Genomic DNA, 23,404 nt, shown 5'->3' with positions numbered 1-23,404 from the left:
ATTGTGAAAACAGTAAGTAAAGCCAGCCAGGTAGAAATGCAAGGCTTTCTTTTCTGGTTTTACATTATGGAACGTGGTTCAATTTCGTCTCCATTGCTCGTCGATAAGAATATTGTTGTTTGTCCCGCCTAACACCTTTGTATAATGTGTTGCTTTCTTGTCGGTCAATTTGAGGTTTATTAAGGAATATCATGTTACGTTTTTTTGAAAAGTGGGTGTCTGCTTACCCAGATATAGACGCCATACAGGCGCCTAAAACCTTGTTTGCGTTCTGTCGTTATTACTCGAAAGGCGTAGAAATTCCGCTTTTATTGATGTCGCTGTTAACCGCGACGATTGCCATTTTAGAAGTGACCTTGTTCAGTTTTATGGGGCAGTTGGTGGATTGGCTGATTAACAAAGACCCCGATACTTTTTTTGCCGAAGAAGGTTCGCATTTATTGTGGATGTCTTTAATGATTCTGGTGGTGATGCCATTAGTGACGTTTGTGCATTCGACTATTATCCATCAGACGTTGTTGGGAAATTACCCCATGCGCATTCGCTGGTTGTCGCATCACTATATTTTGCGCCAGAGTATGTCTTTTTTCCAAGATGAGTTTGCGGGACGGATTTCCACCAAGGTGATGCAAACGTCTCTGGCGGTGCGAGAAACCGTGATGAAGCTGCTCGATGTCTTGGTTTACATCGGTGTTTACTTTATTTCCATGGTGGTATTGATTGCCAAGGCCGATTATCGCTTGATGATTCCTATGTTAGGTTGGCTGGTCTGCTATGTGCTGCTGCAATTGTACTTTGTGCCTAAGCTAAAAAGAATTTCTGCCGAGCAAGCGGATGCGCGTTCCACCATGACAGGGCGAGTGGTTGACAGCTACAGCAATATTTCAACGGTGAAGCTTTTTTCTCATCATCAGCGCGAAGCGGATTACGCTCAAGAGGGCATGGACGGTTTCTTGCAAACGGTTTACAAGCAAATGCGCTTGGTCACCATGCTCAGTGTCGGCGTGCAAACCTGTAACTATGTGTTGGCGTTTTCGGTGGCGGCCTTGTCCATTTGGTTATGGACAGGCAGCATTATCAGTGTCGGAGCCATTGCCATCGCGGTCAGTTTGGCGCTGAGATTGAATGGTATGTCGCAGTGGATCATGTGGGAAATCAGTGCGCTGTTTGAAAACATCGGCATGGTTCATGACGGCATGAAAACCCTGTCTCGTCCCATTGAAATCGAAGACAACCCCAACGCGCCAACGTTATCGGTGCCAAACGGCAAGATTGAGTACGATGCGGTGAATTTTCATTATGGCAAACAAGACAGCAAGGTGATTGAAAACCTTAAACTGTCGATAAAAGCCGGTGAAAAAGTCGGTCTGGTGGGGCGCTCTGGCGCGGGCAAATCCACCATAGTCAATTTACTGATGCGCTTTCATGATATCGAATCCGGTCAGATCCGTATCGATGGGCAAGACATCAGTGCGGTGAAGCAAGATTCCTTGCGGGCGCAAATCGGCATGGTGACGCAAGACACGTCCTTGTTGCACAGAACGGTACGAGAAAACCTACTTTACGGCCGTCCTGATGCGACCGAGGAAGAAATGATCGCCGCCGCGAAAAAAGCCGAAGCCCATGAATTTATACAGGACTTAACCGATCCGTTTGGCAACGCAGGCTATGACGCCATGGTGGGCGAGCGTGGCATTAAGCTTTCTGGTGGTCAGCGCCAGCGTATTGCGATTGCACGAGTGTTGTTAAAAGACGCGCCTTTATTGGTGTTGGATGAAGCGACGTCGGCATTGGATTCGGAAGTCGAAGCGGCTATCCAAGACAGTTTGTACAAGCTGATGCAAGGCAAAACTGTTATTGCCATTGCACACCGCTTGTCGACCATTGCCGCCATGGATCGTTTGATTGTATTGGACAAAGGCAACATTGTTGAGCAGGGCAGCCATGAAGAATTGATTCAACATGCTGGTATCTATGCGTCACTTTGGGCGCATCAAACCGGTGGCTTCTTAGCGGAAGACGTTGACCTTGAAGAAGCGGAATCTGAAGCGCTAGAGTCTGAAAGCGTCAAGTAAGGCTTGATAGAAGTGCTGAGAGAAGGTCCGAGCGTATGACATATTTTATATTGTTTCTGGCGATATTGGCGGAAGTGATTGCCACCACGGCGCTAAAAGCGTCGGACTCGTTTACTAAGTTAGGCCCCAGCATTGTACTGGTCGTCGGTTATGCGGTGTCTTTTTACTTGCTAACGATTGTGATGCGCTCCATGCCAACCGGCGTCACGTACGCCATTTGGTCGGGACTGGGTATCGTCTTGATCTCGGTGTTTGGTTATTTATTTAACCATGAAAAACTCGATCTAGCGGCGTGCATTGGCATGTCTTTGATCGTCATCGGTGTGGTGGTGATTAACGTATTCTCTAAAACGGTGAATCATTAAAAATCCCTTGCTGGTCAGCAAGGAATTTGGTTTGGTGTTGTCGGGTTTTTGACGGCCTACAAAAACCAATATAAATCAACCAATTGTAGGCTAAATAGCGTCACACGCCTGATTACGGTCGTCCCTCCCTCATCAGGCCTACAAAACTATTAAATGGATTAAACGCAATTTACGAAAGGCAATGCATCAAAGCGCGTTGGCGATTTCTTTGATTTGCAAGTTTAAGCTTTGCAAACCATTGCCCGACAAATACCAAAGTCTAGGCGACAAGTAAGCCACCTTAATAGACTGACCACCTTGAGCCGCTAGGTCTGCTTTGAGTTTTTCAACATCGAGTGCTTCTTTTGTATTACCAATGGCCGCGCTGCGATCAATGATAAACAAGGTTGTCGGCTTCATCTGTGCAATATCGCTTGCTTTAAGAGAGGTAAAGCTTCGTGTGCCGCGTTGTTGAGACTTTACATGATCGGGAAGCGTAGAAGACGCTAGTCCTAATAGCTGGGTCGCTATCGGCTCATTACGCAGGCTGAAAGCGCCATTGTTATGGGTGACAAACAGCGCAGTTGGCGCGCCTTTGATGGCCGCTTTTGTGGATGCTATGTTTGTGTTTAATTCTGCAAGGGCGCGCTCTGCGGCGGCTTGTGCCTTAAACTCAGCCGCAAGAGACGTCACATTGGCGCTGAAGCTTGTCCAGTAATCCTCCCCTGAAGCGTTAACTTGTTTTACCTTACTAATGGTTTCTAATTCCGCTTTGCTGCCGGCTTGACGGCCGGTGATCACAATAAGATCAGGGCGCAAGGTGGTTAGCGTTTTTAGATCGGGATTTTTTAAGCCGCCAACGTCGGTGTAACGTGCGTCATTAAATTGGGTTAAATAATCTGGAAGTGTTTGCTTGGGGACAGCAACCACATTGTCCCCTAAGCCTAGAGCCACCATGGTATCTAAGCTTCCAAGATCAAACAGCGCCGCGGTTGGCGAAGGGGTTGCTGCCGTAGCCAATTGACTGAATGCAGCCAAGCTTCCGATGGCGAGTATTTTTCGTAAATTCATCATGTTCACAATTACCTATGTGTTGAAATAAAACCATGCGTTGAAATAAAAACAACATTATCAGTATTTGATAATGGTTATCATTGTCTCATTTTTATTGACCGGTTTTGTGAACATAAATTGATACGATGTGTTGCTAAACACGAAACAAGCGTTAACTGTTTTTGGTTTTCCCTCTGTTATTCGCCAGCCAGACAAATTGATAGGGCATTAAGGTGACCTTGCCTAGGTGGTCTTCGTACACTTGTTCTGAGACAAGATCTGTCCAGTCATCGGTGGCGATGAGATTGAGTTCAGACAAGTTAAAATTTTGCGGTTGGTCTGTCATATTGTAGACGGCAAACAGGCTTTGTCTTCGGTCTAGACTCTGACGCCAGAAAGCGAACAAGTTTTCCCCCATGTGCAAAATGTATTGCGTCGCATTGGGGTGAAACGCGGGTTGAGCACGACGTATTTGAATCAGTTTTGTCACGCTTTGGAACACTTTTTGATGATGGGTTGGCGTGTTTAATACATGCTCCAAATCTTCCATGTCCCAGATGTGACGGTTAATAGAGCGGAACTGGCCGGTGTTGTCGACCCGTTCTAAATCGTTCTCGGTGCCAAACAAGCTGTGAATATAAAAAGCCGGAACGCCTTCCAGCGCCATCATTACCCCCGCAGCACATAAAAAGCGCGCAAACTGCCATTGATCTGGGCCTTGTTGTGCCGATCCTGATAAAGCGTTCCACAGGCTGATATTAATTTCATAGGGCTTGGCTTCCCCTTGTGGCGTAGTACGAGAACTGATTTTGCCACCAAAGCGTTTCATGGTGTTGATCAGCGTTTCCAACTCCCATTCAGACAGCAAGCCTTCGGTTGGTCGTAATCCTATTCCGTCATGGGAGGCCAGAAAGTTCAGGTAGGTTGTGCCTTGCTGTGCTGGGGTCATGCTCATTAACCATTGCTTTAAATGGTGACAATTTCCTGTCACGAGACTGTTGATTAACAGCGGCGGTAAGGAGAAGTTGTAAATCAAATGCGCTTCGTTGGCGTTGCCAAAATAGGTTAGATTTTCCTGATTGGGAATATTGGTTTCGGTGATAATCACCGCTTCTGGGGCGTAATGTTCAATCATTAAGCGCAATAAGCGGATCATTTCGTGGGTTTGCGGAAGATTTATGCAACGGGTACCGGGAATTTTCCACAAAAAAGCCACCGCGTCCAAGCGAAACCAGCGAATGCCCTTTTCAAGATAAAGGTGAACGATACTGAGAAACTCCAACAGCACTTCTGGGTTTTCGAAGTTTAAATCAATTTGGTCATGACTGAAGGTACACCACAGGTATTTGGTGCCATTTTTGGTTTGCACTTCACGCAGCAGTGGCGAGGTTCTAGGACGAACCACGGCGCTTAAATCGGCGTTTGGGTCGGCTTCATAAAAAAAGCGCGAGCCGGGGTCAACGCCAGCTTTGTAATTTTCAAACCACAAGCTTCGGCTAGAGCAATGGTTAATCACCAAATCGCCCATGACTTTAAAATCCTTGGAAAGATTCACCACATCTGCCCAGCGACCGCAGGATGGGTTCACCGTGGTGTAATCCATCACGCTAAAGCCATCGTCTGAGCTATAAGGGAAGAAGGGCAATAAATGCACCGCCGAGATGCAGTCTGACAAGGTGCTTTTAACAAAGTTATGCAAGGTTTTTAATGGCGCTTCTGTTTTTTTTCGCAAGGTGTCCGCATAGGTAATCAGCATGATGTCTGACTGATCCCACAGATTCCGATGGGGTCGAGGGGATTTCGTGGTGGGGTCGAGGTGAAACCTAGTTAAACATTTCTCAGCCAAGTCTTTATGATCCACGTTTGGGTAGATGACGTGTAAATGAGCAATAATTCGCTGCTCTAAGGACGATAAAGGTGCAGTTTCCATGTTTACCTACCTGTGTTTAATATCAAATTGACTTAGGTTCACTACTTTTTAGAGCCATTATTTTTAGGGCCACTATTTTTTAGGACCATATTGGGCCATATCCAATTCGACGGCTTGAGCCAGTTGATTCATCACGCCAGGAAAAGCACTGACAACTCGGTTCCAACTAGGAATAAAAGGCGTTTCCATTGGGTTTTCTAAATATTGATTGCCTGCTTTCATGATATTGCTGGCGAATAATTCAACGGCTTGCTCTTCGGCATGTACGTCTAATTTGAGACCATTGATTTCGGCGTCGTTTTTGTAGGTTTCAATGAAATCCAGCGCGACACGGTAGTAGGTGGCTTTGATGGTGCGGAAGGTTTCTTGGTTGAAAATAGTGCCATTGGTGGCGAGCTTTCTGAAAATCGCCTTGGTGATGTCGATGGACATTTTAGACAAACCGCCATCGTCGTTATCGGCCGATAAATCTTGATGTTTGTGATCGTAGATGTCGGCAATGTCGACCTGACACAAACGGTTGGTCGAGTAGTTACGGTACATTTCACTCAGTACGCCAATCTCCAATCCCCAATCACTCGGAATGCGCAAATCTGTCATCACATCGCGGCGAAAGGAAAATTCGCCAGCTAATGGATAACGGTAGCTGTCTAGGTAATCCAAATAATCCAAATGCCCAAAGACTTTTTTAAGGGAACACAATAAAGGCGTGACCAATAAGCGGCTGACGCGGCCATTCATCTTGCCATTGGCGGCGCGGGCGTAAAAGCCTTTGCAGAATTCGTAGTTAAAATTTGGGTTGGCCACCGGGTAAATCAACCGCGCGAGCAGCTCTCGGTCATAGGTGACAATGTCACAATCGTGCATGGCAATGGATTCGGCTTTGCCTGCGGCTAGGTTATACCCCATGCAAAACCAGACATTGCGGCCTTTTCCTGGGTCCGAAGGGGAAAGATGTTCGCCTTTTAACAGGCTGTCGATTTCTCGTAAACGTGGGCCATCATTCCAAAGTACTTTAACGTTTTGTGGCAATACACTGAAAAACGCCAGCGCGTGGCGGTATTGTTCTTCCGTGGCTCGGTCTAACCCGATGACGATTTCAGATAAGTAAGGCACTTGCTGCAAATGCTTGAGAATATTCGGCATGGCGTCTGTTTCCAGCTCGGAATACAAACAAGGCAGGATAAGCGACATGGGCCGCGTTTTAGCGAACTCGCACAGCTCTTGTTCCATTTCTTCTAGCGGGCGGTGTGCCAAGTTGTGAAGTGTGGTGATGATGCCGTTCTGATGAAAGTCGCCCATATGTTTCTCCTAATATTCTTATCGTTGTTGGTGTTTTCTTCTCTTGCTGTGGTTACAAAATACCTTGTTGGATTAATACTCTGTTGATGGCTTGCGCCCAGCCTTCGGGGCCATAAGCGTCGCTCAACCAAGCGTCACAACGGTTGGGGATTTCTGGTGGCGCATGAACAGGGGACCGAATCACCACCGGAATGTCGGCTTTGCTCAGCATGCCTACGTCGTTTTCCCCATCGCCTAACGCCATGGTGGTGATCGCTTCGTCGCTTTGTTGCTCGTATACGGCTTTGAGCCATAACATGGCGTTTGCTTTATCGCAGTGCTCGCCCATTAAATGCGCAAAACGCCCGCCTTTTTGTACCTGTACGCCAAACTTGGCCAGATCATCGCGGAAGACACTTAACGCAAGGTTAGAGTCCATCCACACCATAGGCTCGGTAAATTCCCGCTGCAGGGCTTGTTTGGCATTGGTTTCACTTAATCCGGTAAGGGAAACCAACTCTTGCCACGTCATGTCGATAAAGCGTTTAAAGGAGTATTGCTCTTGTTTGTCATTGGTCAGCTCGATTAACTCGTCGCGTTTTGGGCCAAATGACTTACGCCAATAATCGCCACAGTCTTCTAATGTTTCGTCTAACGTGAGGGCGGAATGTTTCGGGATATACACCGCAGAACCGTTTTCCACGATAAAAGGATCTTGGTGATGAAGCGCCTTTCTAAGCTCGATAAGCTCGACAAAAGTCTTGCTGGTATTGATGACACAAGGAATGGAAAAGGTCTTTAAAGACCTCATAGCCGCTAGCGCAGGTTGAAAACAGTAGGTGTGATGGTCGAGTAAAGTGCCATCTAAATCGGTGAAAATTAAAAGCGGTGTCATATCGATTCCTTCTTGGGTCCAGCAAAATACCACTGATGGACGTTAATCATAGGCTTGCAAATCTGGTGCCAGTGCGTAACAGTGGCGCTTTCTTTGATAAGGTACAGGTCTAAGGTTAACTAGGCTGTGGAACAAATTGATGACAAGTTTGCTACGGTTATGTGTCTTTGTGAGTCTTGCTTTGTTGGCCTTCGCGGCAAACTCGGTCTTGTGCCGTTTGGCGCTTAACGGTGGCCTTATCGACCCGGCGCAATTCACCAGCTGGCGCTTGCTCAGCGGTGCCGTTACCTTGGTGTTGCTTTGTGCGTTTCAATTTCTAAAACAACAGCGCCGTGATGTAAACACCGCATGGTTGGAAGGCAGCTGGCTATCGGCCTTTGCGCTGTTTATTTACGCCTTAGGTTTTTCCTATGCCTATGTTACCTTAGCGACGGGAATGGGCGCCTTGATACTCTTTGGCGCCGTGCAGCTGACCTTGATCCTATTCGCTGTCTGGGCAGGGCAGAAGCTGGTTTGGTTGGAATGGCTGGGGCTGGCAATCGCCTTTGCCGGCTTCGTCTACCTAGTGCTGCCAACCTTGTCGTCGCCTTCTTTATTAGGCTTTGTCTTAATGACGCTAGCCGGCGTCGCGTGGGGCTTGTACACATGGCGAGGCAAGGTATCAACTAAGCCGTTATTTGCCACCACGTCAAACTTTGTTCGAACTCTCCCCATGTTGTTTGTCGCTTTGCTGGTGATTTACCTCAATACCGAGCCATCACCGAACGCCCAGTTTGAAGGGGTTATGTTAGCGATCACCTCAGGAGCCATTACCTCAGGACTCGGCTACGCTATCTGGTACGCCGTCTTGCCTTATCTTAGTGCTTCCACCGCCGCTGTCTTACAACTCTTAGTGCCTATTATCGCCACCCTAGGCGGCGTGATATTCGCCAATGAATCCATCAGCTTACACCTTGCCATCGCCACATTAAGCGTCTTAGGCGGCGTGTTACTGGTGATCTTTGCCAGAAACCGAACACACAAAAACGCCTAGTTTTGGTGCGTTTTTATTTGAATGCGTCATAATCGACAGGGTTTCTGTTTAAAATTTGGTAGGTCAGGTATGCATTTCCACGCAGGAGCGTGGGAACGAGAGAGACTTATCACCGAAAGTGCCGCCTAGTTCTTTAAGTTATTTCAGGTGATTTTGCGGTAATTGCGATTGTCCCAATACAGCTACGATCAGGATGAAACCATCTTCTTTTGTAAAGTAAGCAGTATGTTTCCCAATCGGAAAGTAAAACCCGTTACGGTATATTTCATGGCAGCCTTGTCCTAAAGCTGGGTTGTCGGCGAGCATTTGAAAGCCAGAGAGTAGTGTTTCTTTGTAGCGTTGCCACTGCCATTCAGAAAAGTTGTTGATGGTATAATTTTTCACTTTGCGTAAATGAGCTTGAGCTACATTACTCAGTTTATATTGGTTATGGTGCATATTGTTTGTTACAGCTCATTCAAAAAGTCTTTACCATCAACGATGTTACCTTTTGCTAAGTCATCTTTGGCCGCGATGAAGCAGTGTTTGAGGTATTCAGCTTTCATCATCTCAAGTTCTTCATAGTCATGTATAGACATAACGACAACAGCATCTTTACTGTTTTTGCTGATCTTAATTGGCTGACGTTGAGCATTTAAAAGTAGCTCACCAAAATTTCGTTTAGCGTCATTTGCTGTCAATGTGTGCATGGTTAGTCTCCACAGTTTGAAATCTTATCAGAGTATAGCTTGTCGAACGAAATAGTCAATACGATTAAATCGTGCGAAATGTAAGCTAACAAACTGCTTTAAGGGAATGGTAGGCTGGTATGCATTTCCACGCAGGAGCGTGGGAGCGAGAGATTTAAATAAGGAGATCAGATCCAATGCGGGACAATAGCACTATGAGTCAGAAAGTTGGGTATTTTAGAGGCATTGCCGCTATCGCGTTGGCGAGTTTTTTATGGGCGACGACTGGTACGGTGGCGAGTTTTGCGCCGGCCATCAGTCCTTTAGCCATTGGTGCTTTTGCAATGGGAACGGCAGGTGTTTTGTTGGTGTTAACGGCTTGGCGGCGTTTGCTGAAAGACAAGGCGCTGGTGCTGCCAAATATAAAGAGTTTGATGATAGGCGGATTGGCTGTGGCGCTTTATCCGCTTGCTTTTTATAGTTCCATGCGCTTGTCGGGGGTGGCGATTGGTACGGTTATTTCACTGGCGAGTGCGCCGCTTTTTGCGGTGATGCTGGAGTTTTTTATTAGCCAAAAAAGAGTCTCTGTTGTCTGGGTGGTTAGCTTTATCATTGCCTCTGTGGGTATGTTGTTTCTCATGTTGGGCAAGCAGTCGGATTCGAGTGTTTATGTTGATCAGTTGATGCTGTTGGGTGGGGTTGGTTTAGGCTTGATGGCGGGTTTGACTTATGCAACGTATTCTTGGGTTGCTAAAAGCATGATTGGACAAGGCATGCATTCGAAATCGGCTATGTCGATTATGTTTGGCTTGGCGGCAATCGTACTCTTGCCTTCTTTGAGTGTGACGGGCGATAACTTGTTTGCGAGCCAGTTGAATGCCAGCGTAGCCATTTATATGGCGGTGGTGCCGATGTTCTTGGGGTATCTCTGCTTTGGTTATGGTTTGCGGTATGTTGAAGCCAGTAAAGCGACCTTGATTACCTTGCTTGAACCTGTTGTAGCGTTAGTGCTTGCTGTGTTCGTTGTTGGGGAACGTTTTTCAGCGCTCGGCTGGCTAGGAGCCTTGTTTATTTTTGTTAGTTTGATTTTGCAAATTGTAAGGCGCCGCTAAGCCGACCGATTATCACTCTTGAGCCGACCGATTATCACTCTTGAGAGAGTAGACCAATGGCTTGCCAAATTAACCGCAGTGCGAGTAGTGACAGTAAAATATTAAACATGAGGTGGAAGTGTTTATCGGGTATTTTTTTGGATAGACGTAATCCAACCCAAGTGCCGAGCGCTCCGCTGAGTATCATGCAGATTAGTAACGGGATCCAGGGTGTGATATTGAAGCCAGTATAGCCAAAGACGGCAATTTTACAGCTGTGTTGAAGTGTCATTATGGCGGCAAATGTGGCGATGGTTTTCTGTTTATCTGCGTGTATTCGTTTAATAAAGGCGCCGACTAAGGGGCCAGTGGCACCGACAAAAAGCGTCAGAAAGGTTGTGGTTAAGCTGGCAAAGCTTATGCCAATTTTCCCTAAGGCGATTTTAGGAAGTTTAGGACCCCAACATAAAAAGAGAATAAACCCTGAGATAAGCAGGTACATCATGGCAGTCGATAGCGTGATTAATACTAATAGTCCGATGGCAGAGCCAATAACCGCGCCCGGTAAGAAAGCCACAATAACGTTCCAATCGATTGACCGCCAGCTCATCGAGGCTCTTCCTGCGTTAGAGCCAAGTTGGATAATGCCATGGATTGGGATGACAAGTTGTGGTGGCATAACCTGAGCGATCACCCCCAGCATGAGTATCCCTCCGCCAGCGCCTAGACTGGCGGTTAGCATGGAGGTGAAAAAAGCCGTAATGATGAGCGATATAAATACAAGCTCAGATAGCGTGTAGACAATAAATTCCATCAATATTTCTCTTATAAAACGATCAATGTAGGTTCTACTTTAACCCAACGGCAAAAGCGTGAGCCAGCCCTCAAGGCGGTTTTGAGTGGATAGGTGTGGGTGTTTCAGGGTTATTGCGGTATGACTGTCGTTAATCTCGTTACAATATGTAATTTACCTAGATTTTTCATACAAACACCATAGATAATTAATGCTTATCTTGACGGCACTTTAGTAAATTGTCTTCTACAATCCATTAATGGTACGGCTTTTATTATATCTAGGTGCGTTGTGTTATGAAAAATAATGAGCTGTCGGTTAGTCTCGAAGATGTCATGGAGTTGATGTTAGACGCGGTTTGCGTTGTTGATCGTTTTGGTTATTTCGTTTTTGTCAGTGCCGCGTTTGAGCACATGTTTGGTTATGCCCCGCACGAGGTAATTGGTAAGCCGATGGTGGATTTGGTGTACCCAGAAGACAGAGGGAAAACCTTAGACGTCGTTGAGCATTTGCTGGCGGGGGTGTTGTCTCCTCGTTTTGAAAACCGTTGGGTTCGAAAAGATGGCAAGGTAGTTTATGTGTTGTGGTCTGCGAGGTGGTCAGAAGAGCATCAAGTACGCATTGCTGTCGCCCATGATATTACCGAGCGCAAAAGCATGGAGGCGAAATTGCTCTATGCGGCTGGTCATGACGATTTGACCGATTTGCCAAATCGCACCTTGTTGTTAGATCGTTTACAGATTGCATTGACTTTAGCTGAGCGTGAGATGACGGGCTTGTCTGTTTTATTTATTGATATTGATGGTTTCAAACACATCAATGATTACCACGGTCATGCTGTTGGCGATAAATTATTGCAAAAAATAGCGCTTCGGCTCGGAGCCTGTGTGCGTAAATCGGACACCGTGGGACGTTTAGGTGGTGATGAGTTTTTAGTGATTTTAAATGGAACCAGAGACTTGGAAAGCGCCGCCAAGGTGGCGGATAAAATTTGTGCCAACTTGGCTGGCGCATTTGACGTCGACGGGGCCTTATTACATGTGTCTTCTAGCATTGGCATTGCCTTTTATCCAGAGAATGGTTGTGAGGCATTAGACTTGATGCAGTCCGCTGACCAAGCTATGTATTTAGCAAAAAATAAAGGCGGTAACAAAGTGGCGGTAGCCAGCGCCGTATGAGTGCGTTAAGTTTGATTGTGTTAAATTGGATTGTGCTAAATTGGATTATGCCAAGTTTGATGGCGTAGCCAAGCGGGTTTTGTGTACTGCAGTACATTTTGTCGTTTTCTCATGCGTTAAATTCTTGATAATACCTCTTCTATTTACGCTGTGATTTATGATTTACTTTCTTCATTCGGTTTTCCGTTTTACTATCATGCAATTGAGTCGTGAATGCAGCTTGTGTCAGTCTAGTGGCTGACATAGTGAGTGTTTGTTGCTCGTAATCATTTAACAATATAGGAAACAATAATGGCGGCTTTTGGTAGCGTGTTTATGCCTAAAATGGTATTGGCAACATTTGATAATGGTCAATGGAGTGACGCAAGTCTTGTGGCTTCGGATAGTATTCAATTGCACCCTGGGGCGCATGTTTTACATTATTCAAGCACTTGCTTTGAGGGATTAAAAGCCTTCCGCCACGCCGATGGCAGTGTGCATGTGTTTCGCATGGACCAAAATGTTAAGCGTTTAGCGCAAAGTAGCCGTTTATTGTCTTTACCCAATGTTGATGAAGCTCAGGTTTCGCAAATGATTTTAGATGCGGTGGCTGAGTTTGCGACTGAGGTGCCAGAGCCACCTGGGTCTTTGTATGTTCGTCCGACACATATTGGTACCGAAGCCGCCGTAGGTAAGGCGGCCGCGCCTGCTCTTTCATCTATGTTGTACATTTTGTTGTCTCCTGTTGGAGATTACTTTACTGGCGGTGCGAAAGCCTTGCGTCTTTTGTTAGATGAAACGGGCATGCGTTGTGCGCCACACATGGGCATGATTAAGAGTGGCGGTAACTATGCGAGTGCTCTAGGGCCAATTTCTAAGGCCAAACAAGAAGTGCAAGCGGATCAGATTTTGTTTTGCCCCAATGGCGATGTTCAAGAAACGGGCGCCGCGAATTTTCTGCTGATTGATGGTAATGAAATCATCACCAAAGGTTTGGATTCGACTTTTTTACATGGCGTGACGCGTTCGTCTATTTTGACACTGGCGACGGATTTAGGCATGACAGTGACTGAGCGTGATTTGACGGTAGCTGAATTGTTAGAACGCTCAGCGAAACCTGAGGTAGAGGCGGTTTTATCTGGCACGGCCGCAGTGCTGACATCGGTTGGTACCTTTATTCATAATGACAAAGAGTACAAGGTAGGCTCTGGTGAACCAGGTCCAATTGCTTATAAATTGCGCCAAGCATTGAACGATATTCAATGGGGCAAAGCAGAAGACAAATATAACTGGCTGACGAAAGTTTGCTAGAGCGTTAACGCTGTTTCAGCTGTAAAAAAAACGGGCTAACCGGTATACGTTAGCCCGTTTTTTGTTGTCTGCAGTTACGGTTTGTAATGGTGCTGTCTAGTCATGGTATGACTTGTGGCGTGGGCAATTTAAAAGCTCAACCTGAGTGACGCAAACATGGCGTTTTGGTCGTTGCCAGCCAGTTCTGCCGTGTCGTAATTGGCGGCGATGGAGAAGTTTTTGCTTACATAGTATCTAAGGGCTGCAGCAAAGCTGGTGTCAGTTTCTGCAAAAACATCATCGTATTTTACCTTGCCTTCTAATTCGACGCGGTCTGATAGGGTGCTTCTTAACCCGAGTGATACTCTAAAGCCTGTCTCGTCGGTTCTGCCCAAATCCACTTTCACATATTGTAAGACTCCGAATAAGCTCGCTTGGCTGCCAACCGGCGTGTAAGCGCCAGCGCCGATGGCCATGACATCTGTGCTGCCATATTCGGTTGATTCGAAGGCGATAAAAGGCCCGCTGGAAGTTTCAAAGGCACCAGAAAGAGAAGAATAATCATCGTCTGAAACAGTATAATCAGGATCGATGCTGCCAAAGCCGTAATCTAGGTAGGTAAATGTGTCAGCTTGTGCTGTCATTGAAAGGGTGAATGCGCTGGCCACTAAGCTTGAAAATAGTATTTTTTTCATTTTATTCTCCGTTTATCCAATAAGAGAAAATCCGTTTAAAAAACGAATTTGAGTGTTTTCCTGTCTCTATGCGATCGGCGGCAATCGCTCAAAGTTTAGCCAGAAGGGGTGGTTTTTTCTTGGAAACGTCGTCTTTTGGCTTAACTTAATGATATAAAAGCCATTCTTCTTTAGCGCTTAATATAAATTTACACGATGAATTTACAGGATAAAGGTCAATTGATATGAAAGAAGGCATGAGAAAGTTGTGTTCTCCGGTATTGAAAATGTTTGAGTCGGGCGAGGGCGATTACGATTATAAGTCGTCATATCGAACGATCTTAATTGTGTTGGGCGGGTTGTGTTTCGTCATTGCGAGTATTTCTATGATGATGACATTAGCAACGGGTGAAGCCGCTGGTGTTATCCCTATCATGTTATTTTTGTTGACTGGCTTGGTGTGTGAGATTGTGGGTTTCTTGGGCAGTGATCGAGCGGTAGCCAGAATTTGGAAACGCCGTTAAGGGTTGCTCTGAAAAAGTAAAAGACGACTGATTGGCCGTCTTTTTGAAGGGAGCGTTTTGCAGTTAGCGGCGATCTTTGCCTTTATGAGAAGGCATGCTGTCAGCGCATTTATTCATGCGTGCTTTTTGTAACTCGGTGAATTTTGTTTTTTGCTCTGGCGTTAGGATACTCAGCATGTCGTGTTGCTTGTTAAGCATATTCACGTGGCGCTCTGTTTGTTTGTCGGACATTTTTTGTACCAGCGCTGTGGCTTTTGCTGAGTCGAATGTCTCGGCAAGCAGTAAGTCGTTCATAGCATTGAAGCGAGCTTGGTGTGTTTTGTCGTTTTGTTGAGCGTTGTCTTTAAAGCGTTTTTTCATTGCTTCTTGATTGGCTTGGCGGTGCTGTTTGAATTGTTCTTTTTGACTGTCGGTTAAATCCAGCTCTTTCATTATGCCGCGATCGAGTCCGGGTCTGCATTCTTCATGTGACCCTCTGTGGTCTTTTCCTCCGAAGGCGAATGCACTGGCTGTTCCCAAGGTTAATGGTAAAACAACGGCGGCTAAGAGGATTCTTTTTGTCATATTCATATTTTCTTCCTTTTCTAGGGTTTAATAATGTATTGCTTGGGTTGATTATTTGATGGCCAATGACGGCGTGTTGAACGTGTAGAGATAGAATAGAGATTGCTAGGTAAAGCGGTGTATCGACAAGGTAAAGAATGGTAAAGGCGGCATTTAATGTGTCTTTTCGACGTAAAATGACCCTAGTGCCATGGTGTTTATTGGGCTTTTGGAATGGTTTTGTAGGAAATATTGATGCCGCATATTTTGATTATCGACGATGATGTTGAGCTGAGCGATTTGCTAAAAGAGGTGTTGTCCTTTGAGAATTGCACCGTTGCTGTGGCCTATGATGGCGCCGCTGGCCTAGAGGCGATGAACGACAAGGTTGATTTGGTGTTATTGGATGTGATGATGCCCAAGCTCAACGGCTTTGAAACGCTCAAATTGTTGCGAGACAAATGGGATGTGCCTGTCTTGATGTTGACCGCAAAAGGCGACGAGATCGATCGTGTGGTTGGCCTAGAGCTAGGGGCGGATGATTATTTGCCAAAACCATTCAGTGAGCGAGAGTTGTTAGCTCGAATTCGCGCCATTTTACGCCGAACTCAGCAGCACAAAACCCCACAAAATGATGCCGTTGAATATCGAGATATCACCTTGTATCCGGGCAGATTAGAAGCCTATTGCAATGGACTGCTTTTGGATTTGACCAGCACAGAGTTTGCTTTGTTGCATTATTTTTTGCGTTATCCAGGCCAAGTGCTAACCAAAGAAGTTCTCAGTCTTGATGTATTGGGTAAGCGTTTGGCGGCGTTTGATCGTGCGATAGATATGCATGTGTCTAATTTACGAAAAAAGCTACCCGATTGGCCAAATGGTAAGCCGAGAATCAAGACCCTTCGTGGCCGAGGTTATTTGCTGGTGGAGGGAGAGTAATGCGTTTACCCAATATGACCAGTTTGTATGGGCGGATTTTTGCTATTTTCTGGTTTGTTATGTTTTTAGTGGTGTTGGTGGTGTTGGCTCTGCCGCATTTTGATCCACGTAAGACCAGAGACATTGCGCCGCCAGACTACGATCGAATGCTGCAAGTGCGGGACCGACTCCAACACGTATTTTCTCATCAGATGGATTTGAGCCACATATTGGAGCGCCTTGAAGAGCGTTCACATCGAGGCGCTGAAGACAACAAGCAGAGGCTGTTTATCACCGATCGCGATGGCAATATTTTGTCTTCTCATCGGCGGCCTGACTTTATGCAGAGGGCGTTACGTAATTTTGTGACTACGATAGACGACCCTTTACAGCCACAACAAAAGCTCTATGGTAAAACAATGTTGTCTGGGCCGGTGCCGATTCAACTTGCGCAAGGGGATTTTTATCTTTATGTGGGGATGAAATGGGATGAGCCACCACATTTTTTGCTACAGCTGTTTGATCATCCGTTTCGTTTGTTGTTTGCGGTTATGTTGGTGAGTACGCCGTTGTTGTTGTGGCTTGCTTGGGCGCTTAGTCAACCGGCTCGGCGTTTAGAAAAAGCCGCTCAGCGGGTAGCGCAAGGGATTTTTGAAATTGACCCGGACCTTGAAAGAGGCACCTCGGAATTTCGTCAAGCTGGCGCCAGTTTTAATCAAATGGTGGAAGCGGTGAATTCGATGATTTCTCGACAGCAGCGATTGTTGTCAGATATTTCCCATGAGCTTCGATCACCGTTAACGCGTTTAAGAATGGCTCAAGCATTGGCGATCAGAAAACAAGGCGACAGCCCTGATTTGGCGCGGATTGATCTTGAGGCGCAGCGTTTGGAACAAATGATCGGCAAGCTACTAGAGCTATCCAGTATGCAGGTTGATAGCCATTTGACCAGAGAGGTGCAGCCGCTTTCTAGCCTGTGGGAAGGGTTGTTGATGGACAGCCAATTCGAAGCGGAGCAGAGAGGGAAAACGCTTTGCGTGAGTGACATCCCTGATCGGCAGGTAATTTGTCATCCACAGCTGTTAATGAGCGCGTTAGAGAATATAGTGCGTAACGCGATTTATTATAGTAAAAATACCATTCAAGTAAGGCTGGAAGTGAAGGCGAATAGGCTACACATCCTAGTGGAAGATGATGGTGAAGGGGTGCCAGAAGAAGAGTTAGATTCTATTTTCCGACCTTTCTATCGGGTGTCTACTGCTCGTGATCGTCACAGTGGCGGAACAGGGCTTGGGTTGGCCATTGCTGAAAGTGCGATTCGTCAGCACAGTGGTAGCATTCGCGCATCGCACAGTGCGTTAGGCGGCTTGCTAGTGGAAGTGAGTTTACCCTTGTTGAAGGATAAATAGCCTTTTATAGACAAAGTGATTGATTCGGATCATACTGCATCTACATCCTTTTTAGTGTACATTTAGTCAAGCGCTCACCCCCACATTAGCAAACTTGCTGAGAACCCGTTTCTCACGCCTTTTTTACTTTATTGTTGGTATTTAATGCTGACAAAAGAACGTTCTGTTTGAACTTATTGCTAAAAAGAAATGACTAAAAAAACTATTTTAAAGAAAGGCACGGTTGTGCGTTTCAACGATCAAAGGAAAGATATGATTAATATGGCTAAAGATTTTATACTGCAACGAATTTTGATTTTCACGAACCAAACGTTTGATCCCAATTCTGACTCTCAAGTCATCCAAGTGCTGAAAAGCAAATTCAATATCCGTCTGCCACAAAGGCGCTCTGTTAATGAGTCTTTGTCCTCGACGGTTAGTGATCATGAAATTATTGGTTTAATCTTGAAGTATCGTTCTATGGTAGAACCGACCCCGAGCTGCTAGCCTCCCACTCTAGTCTTTACGCTTTTATTTAACCGCGGTTTTGACGATTAATTTAGATACTCACTTTTTTACGCACAGAAAAATAGCGTTGCCTGAGAGTGCGTTCCACGAAACGATTTTCTCGTATTCATGTTCGAAAATATGCACGTCAAAATAAGGGCTTAATAGCGTTTGTAATGCGATAAAGCTGAGCGCGACCATTGGGTGTTCGTCTGTCCAGCGTTGGGTTTTTTCGGCGTCTGTTTTTTCAATGCTGAGCTTTAGTGTTTGCTTTTCTCCTTCGCCATGATAGTACCAAGATGAACCAAAGGAGAAGACGCTGCCATCGTGTTCGACACTGTGTTTGGCAGATAAGCGATTGTCTATGTGGTTTTTATCCACCGAATTAAAGCAAAAAACTCCGCCTGTTTTGAGTGCTTTGTGCACGCTTTGAATGCAGCTTTGTAAGCTCTGGCGGTCACCGCTGTAGTGAATGGAATACAAAAAACAGGTAATTAGATCGTAGGTTTGTGGTGCTTCAAAGGCGCACATGTTGCCCAATTGAAAGTGTGCCTCAGGGCAGCGTTGTTGAGCCAGATCTAGCATTGGCTGGTTGATGTCTAACCCAGTGCATTCGTAACCTTGGCCATAAAAGTGCTGGATATGTGGCCCCGTTCCACAGGCTAGGTCTAATAGCTGTTTCCCGCCATTGCCAAAAATCTGATTGAGCCTGTGGACGCCATGACTTTGAGCTTGGTAGCTTATGTCTGCACAGAGTAAATCGTAATAGCCAGATAAATCCGTATAAAGTGCGTTGTCAGACATGGTTACTTTCACTTAGGGGGTAAAATTTGAGGGCGGATAATATAGTAGAAATCGTTGCGCGACTACTGTCTTGCTTGGTTCTGGGTGAAAAATGAATAAGACAGTTAGATGTAAAAATTAAAGTGAAAATTTAAGTAAAAATAAAACGGGAACACGGCATGGCGCTGTGTTCCCGTTTTTTTGTCGCTGTTTAGACAAACACAAAGAACTTGGCAATAAACAAAGCCGCCAACACGTACACCGCGACGCTAACTTGTTTGCCTTGGCCTGAAAGCAGCTTGATCACGGCATAACTAATAAACGATAAGGCGATGCCATCGGCGATAGAGTAAGTGAGCGGCATGGTAAAGGCGGCAATCAGCACCGGGGCAGCTTCGCTTATGTCATCCCAATCCACGTGAGCCAGGCTGCTGGTCATCAGCACCGCCACGTACATTAGCGCACCCGCGGTTGCATAGGCTGGGATAGAACCCGCCAATGGGGCAAAGAAAAGGCTCAATAAAAACAACAGTGCTACCACTACCGCCGTTAAACCTGTGCGCCCACCTGCAGAGACACCTGAGGCGCTTTCGATATAACTTGTGGTGGAAGAGGTGCCTAGTGCCGCCCCGACGACCGTTGCGCTAGAGTCAGCAAGCAAGGCTTTTTTAAGGCGTGGCAGTTTGCCATCTTTGTCTAATAGTTTACCGCGTTGACCGACGCCAATTAAGGTGCCAGAAGTGTCGAATAAATCGACGAAGAAAAACGCAAATATCACGCTAATCATGCCAACTTGAAACGCACCTTCTATGTCCATCGCTAGGAAAGTTGGCGCGATAGAAGGGGGCATTGAAACCAGTCCACCAAATTCGTTTTGACCAAATAGCATGGAAAGAACGGTGATAAGCAGTATGCCGATCATCACTGCACCGGTGACGTTTAAATACGCCAAGGCACAAATCACGAAAAAGCCAAGCAAACCATAGATCGCGGAAGGAGAAGACAGATCACCTAAGGACACCATAGTGGCTGGATTTTTGACAATAATGCCGGAGTTTTGCAGGGCGATCATTGCAAGAAAAAGACCAATACCAGCCGCAATGCCGAGCTTTAACGACGACGGAATGGCGTTAATCACCCATTCTCGAATCTTAAAAATACTGATAAAAATGAAAAGAATACCGGAAAGAAAAACCGCGCCAAGCGCTTGCTCCCACGAGTAACCCATACCGAGTACAACGCCATAAGTGAAAAAAGCGTTTAATCCCATGCCTGGAGCCAGTGCAATGGGGTAGTTGGCATACAGCCCCATAATCAAGCAGCCAATAGCCGCCGCCAAACAGGTCGCGACAAAGACGGCGCCTTGATCCATGCCCGCTTGCGCAAGAATAGATGGGTTGACGAAAATGATATAGGCCATGGTTAGGAAGGTGGTAATCCCACCTAATATTTCATTACGCACACACGTGTTATGCGCTTTTAATTGAAAATAACGTTCGAGCATAAAGTATAACCTTCTGTGGTTGGGCGATGACGTTCATGGAGGCGTGAGCAGTTTGTACTGGATGCTTCATGCTATGGCACGTCGAGAAATAAGCGTTGTTACGCTGATCATCTGGTCAGGGAATTATTTCGTTGGCAAGTATAAAAAATTCGACGTGGTTTGGGGAGAAAAATTGCAATAAATAATGCCGCAGCATTGAATTAGGGGGAAAAACACCGTAATACGTGTCTTTCCCCTAGATTAGTCACTGTTTTTTGCTTGGCTTGGTGAAGAGTGCTTTACAGTCTGCTGACTTGATAACCATTGTTTTTCAATGAGGCTAACAGGCTGTCAGGTCCTGCAAGGTGCATGGCTCCGACCATGACAAATTCCACTCGACTGTTTTCGAGCATGGCTTCTATTTGGGGGAGCCATAGGTCATTGCGCTTTACGAGGAGGGCGTGATAGATGTCTGGATAATCTTTTTGGAAATCGTTTAGCTCTATGTTGGCCATGGCTTCTACATCGCCTTTTCGCCAGCTATTTCTTAGGTCATCCATCACTTTGGGCATGTTCTTTATGTCTGACAATGTGTAATTAATCATGTTATCGCTGTCGTCGCCGTCCAAGTCACTGAGTACGTCAATTTGTGATTCGGGTTCTTCAAGCCAGCCTTGGGGTTTTTTATCTTGTTTTGCTTTTTGCGCATAAAACTGGTCGACACCAGCACTGGTGAAGCCTAGGTGCTTTAGCTCGATGAGACTAAGCGACATCGCCAAAGCGGTAGGCCGTAGGTGTTTTAGGGCGGTGATCGGCACTTGTCGGGCATCGAGATAAATTTTAAGCGACTGATAGGTGTCAGCAGAGATTACTTGATCGATGGTTGTGCCATCGGCGTAAGACAGCTTGGCTTGCATGTCTTGCTTAAACATCGCGTTGCCTATGGTCTCCATATTGGTTTCAAAGATGACCTTGTCAGCCGCATGATAGGCTTTATCGTATGCTTTTGGTAAGGGGTAGTCTTGTGGCGTGAGTAAATGAATAGTGCCTCCGATGTAGAGGGTATTGGAACCATTGGTGACTTTCCAAACGGACGCGGCTTGACTTTGAAGTGTGGCGGTCGCCAACAAGGTTAGACCGAGCTTTTTAAGGATATTCATGAGACTTCCTGAATGATGTTTGCAATTCCAGCTTACGCGCTGGTGATTTTATTGTTTGATTGCTTTGTAATGGTGCACTAGATAATGCCGTTCAGTTTACTCATCTTGAGTATGAACGGAAGGGCTGGGCGGGTGTTGTATTTCTTTTTTCTTATTTTTGTGCACATACGCCTTGTATTAGCAAGCGCCATGCTTGTTTGAATCAGTTATTGTCTGATTAGAGAGCAGCGAGCAAAAGTAAAGCCGTCGATTGGGCAAAACTGCTATGATGGCTCTTTTCTTAAAACGCACTAAAGAGAATGACGTAATGACTAAAGAATGGGTGTCGATTGGGCTAACGAACCCTAAAAATATGACCAATGTTGGCTCTGTTATGCGGGCCGCTGGGTGTTTTCAGGTGGACCAAGTGTTGTATTCGGGCCACCGATATGACAGAGCGTCGAAACTGTCAACAGATACTCAAAAAGTCAGTCGTCAGATACCTCTGATCAATATTGAAACGCTGGGCGTTGATAACTTAATCGATGCGGTGGACACACAAACCAAAATAGTTTGTGTTGATCTGATTCAAGGCGCGACGCCTTTGCCAGCGTTTAAGCATCCGGAAAAAGCCTTGTATATTTTTGGCCCTGAAGACGGAACAATTGAGCAAAAAGTGGTCGACCGCGCGGATTATGTTGTGTTCATGCCAACGGTTGGTTGTCTGAATTTGGCGGCGTCAGTCAATGTGCTGCTTTATGATAGATTGGCTAAATCGACGCGTGCTGACGCCGGTGATGAGCTGATTCGTTCAAGCAAAGATGTTAATAATAATGTCAAGGTGAGGCTCAGGTAGGGAATCAGCATTGGTGGTAAGGCGTGCCTGTTTGTCATGATTTGTTATGTTTTTATCTAAGGCTTTTCAAATACTTGTCTGAATATTGACTGTGATGGGGCGACATCAATGTGAAAATATCATTCTGATTTGATGATATAAAAGGAATGCCTCTTAATGAAACCGCTTAAACGACACGCGCTGTTTGGCTTGGTTTGCGCTTCGTCGCTTATCTATGCGGCGCCGTCATGGTCAGCAACAACCGTATCTGAAAGAACAGAGCCAGAAAGAACAGAGCCAGAAAGAACAGAGCCAGAAAAACCATTAGAACCCTTGATAGCCGAACTGGAGTTAGGGGTGATCGCCAGCTCCGGTAATACAGACAGTAGCGCGTTGCAAAGTAAGGCGACTATTAAGCAAGACTTTAAAGCGTGGAAGAGTAAATATCAGCTAGACGCTTTTTATAAAAGAGACAAGTACGACGGCGATGATACGACCACCGCGCAACGGTTGTTTTTATCAGCACAAAGTGATTATAAGTTGATGGATCAATACAGTTCTGTGTTTATTTATGGCTCTTATACCGCCGATCGTCTAAGTGGGTATAAGTACCAAAATACAGTGTCTATTGGTTATTCTAGACAAATTTATGCCAGCAAAAATGCGTTGCTAAGCTACGGTGCTGGCCCAGGTTATTCCTTCACTCAGACCAATGATGGAGACAAGGAAAGTACTGCTATTGCGCATTTTGGAATAGAATATCAATACCATTTAAGTCAGATGGCCACGTTGACGCAAACACTGAGTACCGAAGCCGCATTGGAAAGTGATCGGAATACTCAGTCAAAATCCGAAACCGCTATCAGTGCAAAGTTAAGAGACAATCTGAACATGAAGGCAGCTTACAAGGTCATTCACAACAGTGAGGTGCTTGCAGACAGAAAAAACACCGATGCAACGACCAGCATTACTCTCGTGTACTCATTTTAAGGTGTGGTAA

23 protein-coding genes are annotated in these 23,404 nt (G+C 45.8%); 11 read left to right on the top strand and 12 right to left on the bottom strand.

Annotated elements, in window-relative coordinates:
- Window positions 1–191: 191 nt before the first annotated feature.
- A complete protein-coding gene (locus J8N69_RS01385) occupies window positions 192–2,075 on the top strand; it encodes an ABC transporter ATP-binding protein (RefSeq protein ID WP_168825083.1) in 1,884 nt (627 codons plus the stop codon).
- Between the two features lie 35 nt (window positions 2,076–2,110).
- Window positions 2,111–2,440 (top strand): DMT family transporter, encoded by a 330-nt coding sequence (locus J8N69_RS01380; protein WP_168825085.1) that lies wholly within the window; start codon window positions 2,111–2,113, stop codon window positions 2,438–2,440.
- A 186-nt stretch (window positions 2,441–2,626) separates the two neighbouring features.
- Here the strand turns inward: J8N69_RS01380 and J8N69_RS01375 are convergent, their stop codons facing one another.
- From J8N69_RS01375 to J8N69_RS01360, 4 genes are all read right to left on the bottom strand, one after another.
- On the bottom strand, window positions 2,627–3,493 hold the full coding sequence (locus tag J8N69_RS01375) for an ABC transporter substrate-binding protein (protein ID WP_168825087.1): 867 nt from the start codon (window positions 3,491–3,493) through the stop codon (window positions 2,627–2,629).
- A 151-nt stretch (window positions 3,494–3,644) separates the two neighbouring features.
- A complete protein-coding gene (locus J8N69_RS01370; RefSeq protein WP_168825088.1) occupies window positions 3,645–5,402 on the bottom strand; it encodes an alpha-amylase family glycosyl hydrolase in 1,758 nt (585 codons plus the stop codon).
- 72 nt (window positions 5,403–5,474) lie between these two features.
- Window positions 5,475–6,704, bottom strand: a complete 1,230-nt coding sequence (locus J8N69_RS01365) for a glycosyltransferase family protein (protein ID WP_168825090.1) — start codon at window positions 6,702–6,704, stop codon at window positions 5,475–5,477.
- Between the two features lie 52 nt (window positions 6,705–6,756).
- Window positions 6,757–7,578: an HAD-IIB family hydrolase gene (locus tag J8N69_RS01360; protein ID WP_168825092.1), complete on the bottom strand. Its 822-nt coding sequence runs from the start codon at window positions 7,576–7,578 to the stop codon at window positions 6,757–6,759.
- Window positions 7,579–7,717: 139 nt separating this feature from the next.
- Between J8N69_RS01360 and J8N69_RS01355 the strand changes: the two genes are divergently transcribed.
- Window positions 7,718–8,611, top strand: a complete 894-nt coding sequence (locus tag J8N69_RS01355; protein WP_168825094.1) for a DMT family transporter — start codon at window positions 7,718–7,720, stop codon at window positions 8,609–8,611.
- Between the two features lie 138 nt (window positions 8,612–8,749).
- Here J8N69_RS01355 and J8N69_RS01350 read toward each other — a convergent pair whose 3' ends face one another.
- Window positions 8,750–9,049 (bottom strand): type II toxin-antitoxin system RelE/ParE family toxin, encoded by a 300-nt coding sequence (locus J8N69_RS01350; RefSeq protein ID WP_168825096.1) that lies wholly within the window; start codon window positions 9,047–9,049, stop codon window positions 8,750–8,752.
- Window positions 9,050–9,057: 8 nt separating this feature from the next.
- A complete protein-coding gene (locus tag J8N69_RS01345) occupies window positions 9,058–9,300 on the bottom strand; it encodes a type II toxin-antitoxin system Phd/YefM family antitoxin (protein ID WP_168825098.1) in 243 nt (80 codons plus the stop codon).
- Window positions 9,301–9,494: 194 nt separating this feature from the next.
- On the opposite strand from J8N69_RS01345, the gene J8N69_RS01340 reads away from it, so the two are divergent.
- Window positions 9,495–10,391 (top strand): DMT family transporter, encoded by an 897-nt coding sequence (locus tag J8N69_RS01340; RefSeq protein WP_211085000.1) that lies wholly within the window; start codon window positions 9,495–9,497, stop codon window positions 10,389–10,391.
- 34 nt (window positions 10,392–10,425) lie between these two features.
- Here J8N69_RS01340 and J8N69_RS01335 read toward each other — a convergent pair whose 3' ends face one another.
- Window positions 10,426–11,184: a sulfite exporter TauE/SafE family protein gene (locus J8N69_RS01335; protein ID WP_168825102.1), complete on the bottom strand. Its 759-nt coding sequence runs from the start codon at window positions 11,182–11,184 to the stop codon at window positions 10,426–10,428.
- Window positions 11,185–11,459: 275 nt separating this feature from the next.
- Between J8N69_RS01335 and J8N69_RS01330 the strand changes: the two genes are divergently transcribed.
- Window positions 11,460–12,341, top strand: a complete 882-nt coding sequence (locus J8N69_RS01330; RefSeq protein WP_168825104.1) for a diguanylate cyclase domain-containing protein — start codon at window positions 11,460–11,462, stop codon at window positions 12,339–12,341.
- A 291-nt stretch (window positions 12,342–12,632) separates the two neighbouring features.
- Window positions 12,633–13,631, top strand: a complete 999-nt coding sequence (locus J8N69_RS01325; protein ID WP_168825106.1) for a branched-chain amino acid aminotransferase — start codon at window positions 12,633–12,635, stop codon at window positions 13,629–13,631.
- Window positions 13,632–13,759: 128 nt separating this feature from the next.
- On the opposite strand, the gene J8N69_RS01320 is transcribed toward J8N69_RS01325, so the two are convergent.
- Window positions 13,760–14,305 carry a hypothetical protein gene (locus J8N69_RS01320; RefSeq protein ID WP_168825108.1) on the bottom strand — a complete coding sequence of 182 codons (546 nt, stop codon included), beginning with the start codon at window positions 14,303–14,305 and terminating at the stop codon, window positions 13,760–13,762.
- Between the two features lie 224 nt (window positions 14,306–14,529).
- Between J8N69_RS01320 and J8N69_RS01315 the strand changes: the two genes are divergently transcribed.
- Window positions 14,530–14,808, top strand: coding sequence for a hypothetical protein (locus J8N69_RS01315; RefSeq protein ID WP_211085001.1), 279 nt, complete (start codon window positions 14,530–14,532; stop codon window positions 14,806–14,808).
- Window positions 14,809–14,871: 63 nt separating this feature from the next.
- On the opposite strand, the gene J8N69_RS01310 is transcribed toward J8N69_RS01315, so the two are convergent.
- Window positions 14,872–15,378, bottom strand: a complete 507-nt coding sequence (locus J8N69_RS01310) for a CpxP family protein (RefSeq protein WP_168825110.1) — start codon at window positions 15,376–15,378, stop codon at window positions 14,872–14,874.
- Window positions 15,379–15,606: 228 nt separating this feature from the next.
- Here J8N69_RS01310 and J8N69_RS01305 point away from each other — a divergent pair, with 228 nt between their 5' ends.
- Window positions 15,607–16,290 (top strand): response regulator, encoded by a 684-nt coding sequence (locus J8N69_RS01305; RefSeq protein ID WP_168825112.1) that lies wholly within the window; start codon window positions 15,607–15,609, stop codon window positions 16,288–16,290.
- The gene (gene cpxA, locus J8N69_RS01300; RefSeq protein WP_168825114.1) at window positions 16,290–17,678 is read left to right on the top strand and encodes an envelope stress sensor histidine kinase CpxA; all 1,389 of its coding nucleotides are present in this window, start codon (window positions 16,290–16,292) and stop codon (window positions 17,676–17,678) included. The genes J8N69_RS01305 and cpxA overlap by 1 nt, the downstream gene beginning before the upstream one ends.
- 546 nt (window positions 17,679–18,224) lie before the next feature.
- On the opposite strand, the gene J8N69_RS01295 is transcribed toward cpxA, so the two are convergent.
- From J8N69_RS01295 to J8N69_RS01285, 3 genes are all read right to left on the bottom strand, one after another.
- Window positions 18,225–18,968 (bottom strand): class I SAM-dependent DNA methyltransferase, encoded by a 744-nt coding sequence (locus J8N69_RS01295; RefSeq protein WP_168825118.1) that lies wholly within the window; start codon window positions 18,966–18,968, stop codon window positions 18,225–18,227.
- A gap of 190 nt (window positions 18,969–19,158) precedes the next feature.
- Window positions 19,159–20,451: an NCS2 family permease gene (locus J8N69_RS01290; RefSeq protein ID WP_168825120.1), complete on the bottom strand. Its 1,293-nt coding sequence runs from the start codon at window positions 20,449–20,451 to the stop codon at window positions 19,159–19,161.
- A 278-nt stretch (window positions 20,452–20,729) separates the two neighbouring features.
- Entirely contained in the window at window positions 20,730–21,590 is an 861-nt protein-coding gene (locus J8N69_RS01285) for a TraB/GumN family protein (RefSeq protein WP_168825122.1), read from the bottom strand.
- A 307-nt stretch (window positions 21,591–21,897) separates the two neighbouring features.
- Here J8N69_RS01285 and J8N69_RS01280 point away from each other — a divergent pair, with 307 nt between their 5' ends.
- Entirely contained in the window at window positions 21,898–22,425 is a 528-nt protein-coding gene (locus tag J8N69_RS01280) for an RNA methyltransferase (protein ID WP_168825123.1), read from the top strand.
- 156 nt (window positions 22,426–22,581) lie between these two features.
- The gene (locus tag J8N69_RS01275; protein ID WP_168825125.1) at window positions 22,582–23,394 is read left to right on the top strand and encodes a DUF481 domain-containing protein; all 813 of its coding nucleotides are present in this window, start codon (window positions 22,582–22,584) and stop codon (window positions 23,392–23,394) included.
- Window positions 23,395–23,404: the final 10 nt, after the last annotated feature.

This window comes from Marinomonas profundi (genome assembly GCF_020694005.1).
Lineage (GTDB): Bacteria > Pseudomonadota > Gammaproteobacteria > Pseudomonadales > Marinomonadaceae > Marinomonas > Marinomonas profundi.
Note: the sequence above shows the minus strand (reverse complement) of the source record. Positions and strands in the feature narration are given on the sequence as shown.

Excerpts from the sequence above, each read along its gene's own strand:
- J8N69_RS01385 (WP_168825083.1), top strand. The coding sequence starts at position 192 with ATGTTACGTTTTTTTGAAAAGTGGGTGTCTGCTTACCCAGATATAGAC.
- J8N69_RS01380 (WP_168825085.1), top strand. The coding sequence starts at position 2,111 with ATGACATATTTTATATTGTTTCTGGCGATATTGGCGGAAGTGATTGCC.
- J8N69_RS01375 (WP_168825087.1), bottom strand. The coding sequence starts at position 3,493 with ATGATGAATTTACGAAAAATACTCGCCATCGGAAGCTTGGCTGCATTC.
- J8N69_RS01370 (WP_168825088.1), bottom strand. The coding sequence starts at position 5,402 with ATGGAAACTGCACCTTTATCGTCCTTAGAGCAGCGAATTATTGCTCAT.
- J8N69_RS01365 (WP_168825090.1), bottom strand. The coding sequence starts at position 6,704 with ATGGGCGACTTTCATCAGAACGGCATCATCACCACACTTCACAACTTG.
- J8N69_RS01360 (WP_168825092.1), bottom strand. The coding sequence starts at position 7,578 with ATGACACCGCTTTTAATTTTCACCGATTTAGATGGCACTTTACTCGAC.
- J8N69_RS01355 (WP_168825094.1), top strand. The coding sequence starts at position 7,718 with ATGACAAGTTTGCTACGGTTATGTGTCTTTGTGAGTCTTGCTTTGTTG.
- J8N69_RS01350 (WP_168825096.1), bottom strand. The coding sequence starts at position 9,049 with ATGCACCATAACCAATATAAACTGAGTAATGTAGCTCAAGCTCATTTA.
- J8N69_RS01345 (WP_168825098.1), bottom strand. The coding sequence starts at position 9,300 with ATGCACACATTGACAGCAAATGACGCTAAACGAAATTTTGGTGAGCTA.
- J8N69_RS01340 (WP_211085000.1), top strand. The coding sequence starts at position 9,495 with ATGAGTCAGAAAGTTGGGTATTTTAGAGGCATTGCCGCTATCGCGTTG.
- J8N69_RS01335 (WP_168825102.1), bottom strand. The coding sequence starts at position 11,184 with ATGGAATTTATTGTCTACACGCTATCTGAGCTTGTATTTATATCGCTC.
- J8N69_RS01330 (WP_168825104.1), top strand. The coding sequence starts at position 11,460 with ATGAAAAATAATGAGCTGTCGGTTAGTCTCGAAGATGTCATGGAGTTG.
- J8N69_RS01325 (WP_168825106.1), top strand. The coding sequence starts at position 12,633 with ATGGCGGCTTTTGGTAGCGTGTTTATGCCTAAAATGGTATTGGCAACA.
- J8N69_RS01320 (WP_168825108.1), bottom strand. The coding sequence starts at position 14,305 with ATGAAAAAAATACTATTTTCAAGCTTAGTGGCCAGCGCATTCACCCTT.
- J8N69_RS01315 (WP_211085001.1), top strand. The coding sequence starts at position 14,530 with ATGAAAGAAGGCATGAGAAAGTTGTGTTCTCCGGTATTGAAAATGTTT.
- J8N69_RS01310 (WP_168825110.1), bottom strand. The coding sequence starts at position 15,378 with ATGAATATGACAAAAAGAATCCTCTTAGCCGCCGTTGTTTTACCATTA.
- J8N69_RS01305 (WP_168825112.1), top strand. The coding sequence starts at position 15,607 with ATGCCGCATATTTTGATTATCGACGATGATGTTGAGCTGAGCGATTTG.
- cpxA (WP_168825114.1), top strand. The coding sequence starts at position 16,290 with ATGCGTTTACCCAATATGACCAGTTTGTATGGGCGGATTTTTGCTATT.
- J8N69_RS01295 (WP_168825118.1), bottom strand. The coding sequence starts at position 18,968 with ATGTCTGACAACGCACTTTATACGGATTTATCTGGCTATTACGATTTA.
- J8N69_RS01290 (WP_168825120.1), bottom strand. The coding sequence starts at position 20,451 with ATGCTCGAACGTTATTTTCAATTAAAAGCGCATAACACGTGTGTGCGT.
- J8N69_RS01285 (WP_168825122.1), bottom strand. The coding sequence starts at position 21,590 with ATGAATATCCTTAAAAAGCTCGGTCTAACCTTGTTGGCGACCGCCACA.
- J8N69_RS01280 (WP_168825123.1), top strand. The coding sequence starts at position 21,898 with ATGACTAAAGAATGGGTGTCGATTGGGCTAACGAACCCTAAAAATATG.
- J8N69_RS01275 (WP_168825125.1), top strand. The coding sequence starts at position 22,582 with ATGAAACCGCTTAAACGACACGCGCTGTTTGGCTTGGTTTGCGCTTCG.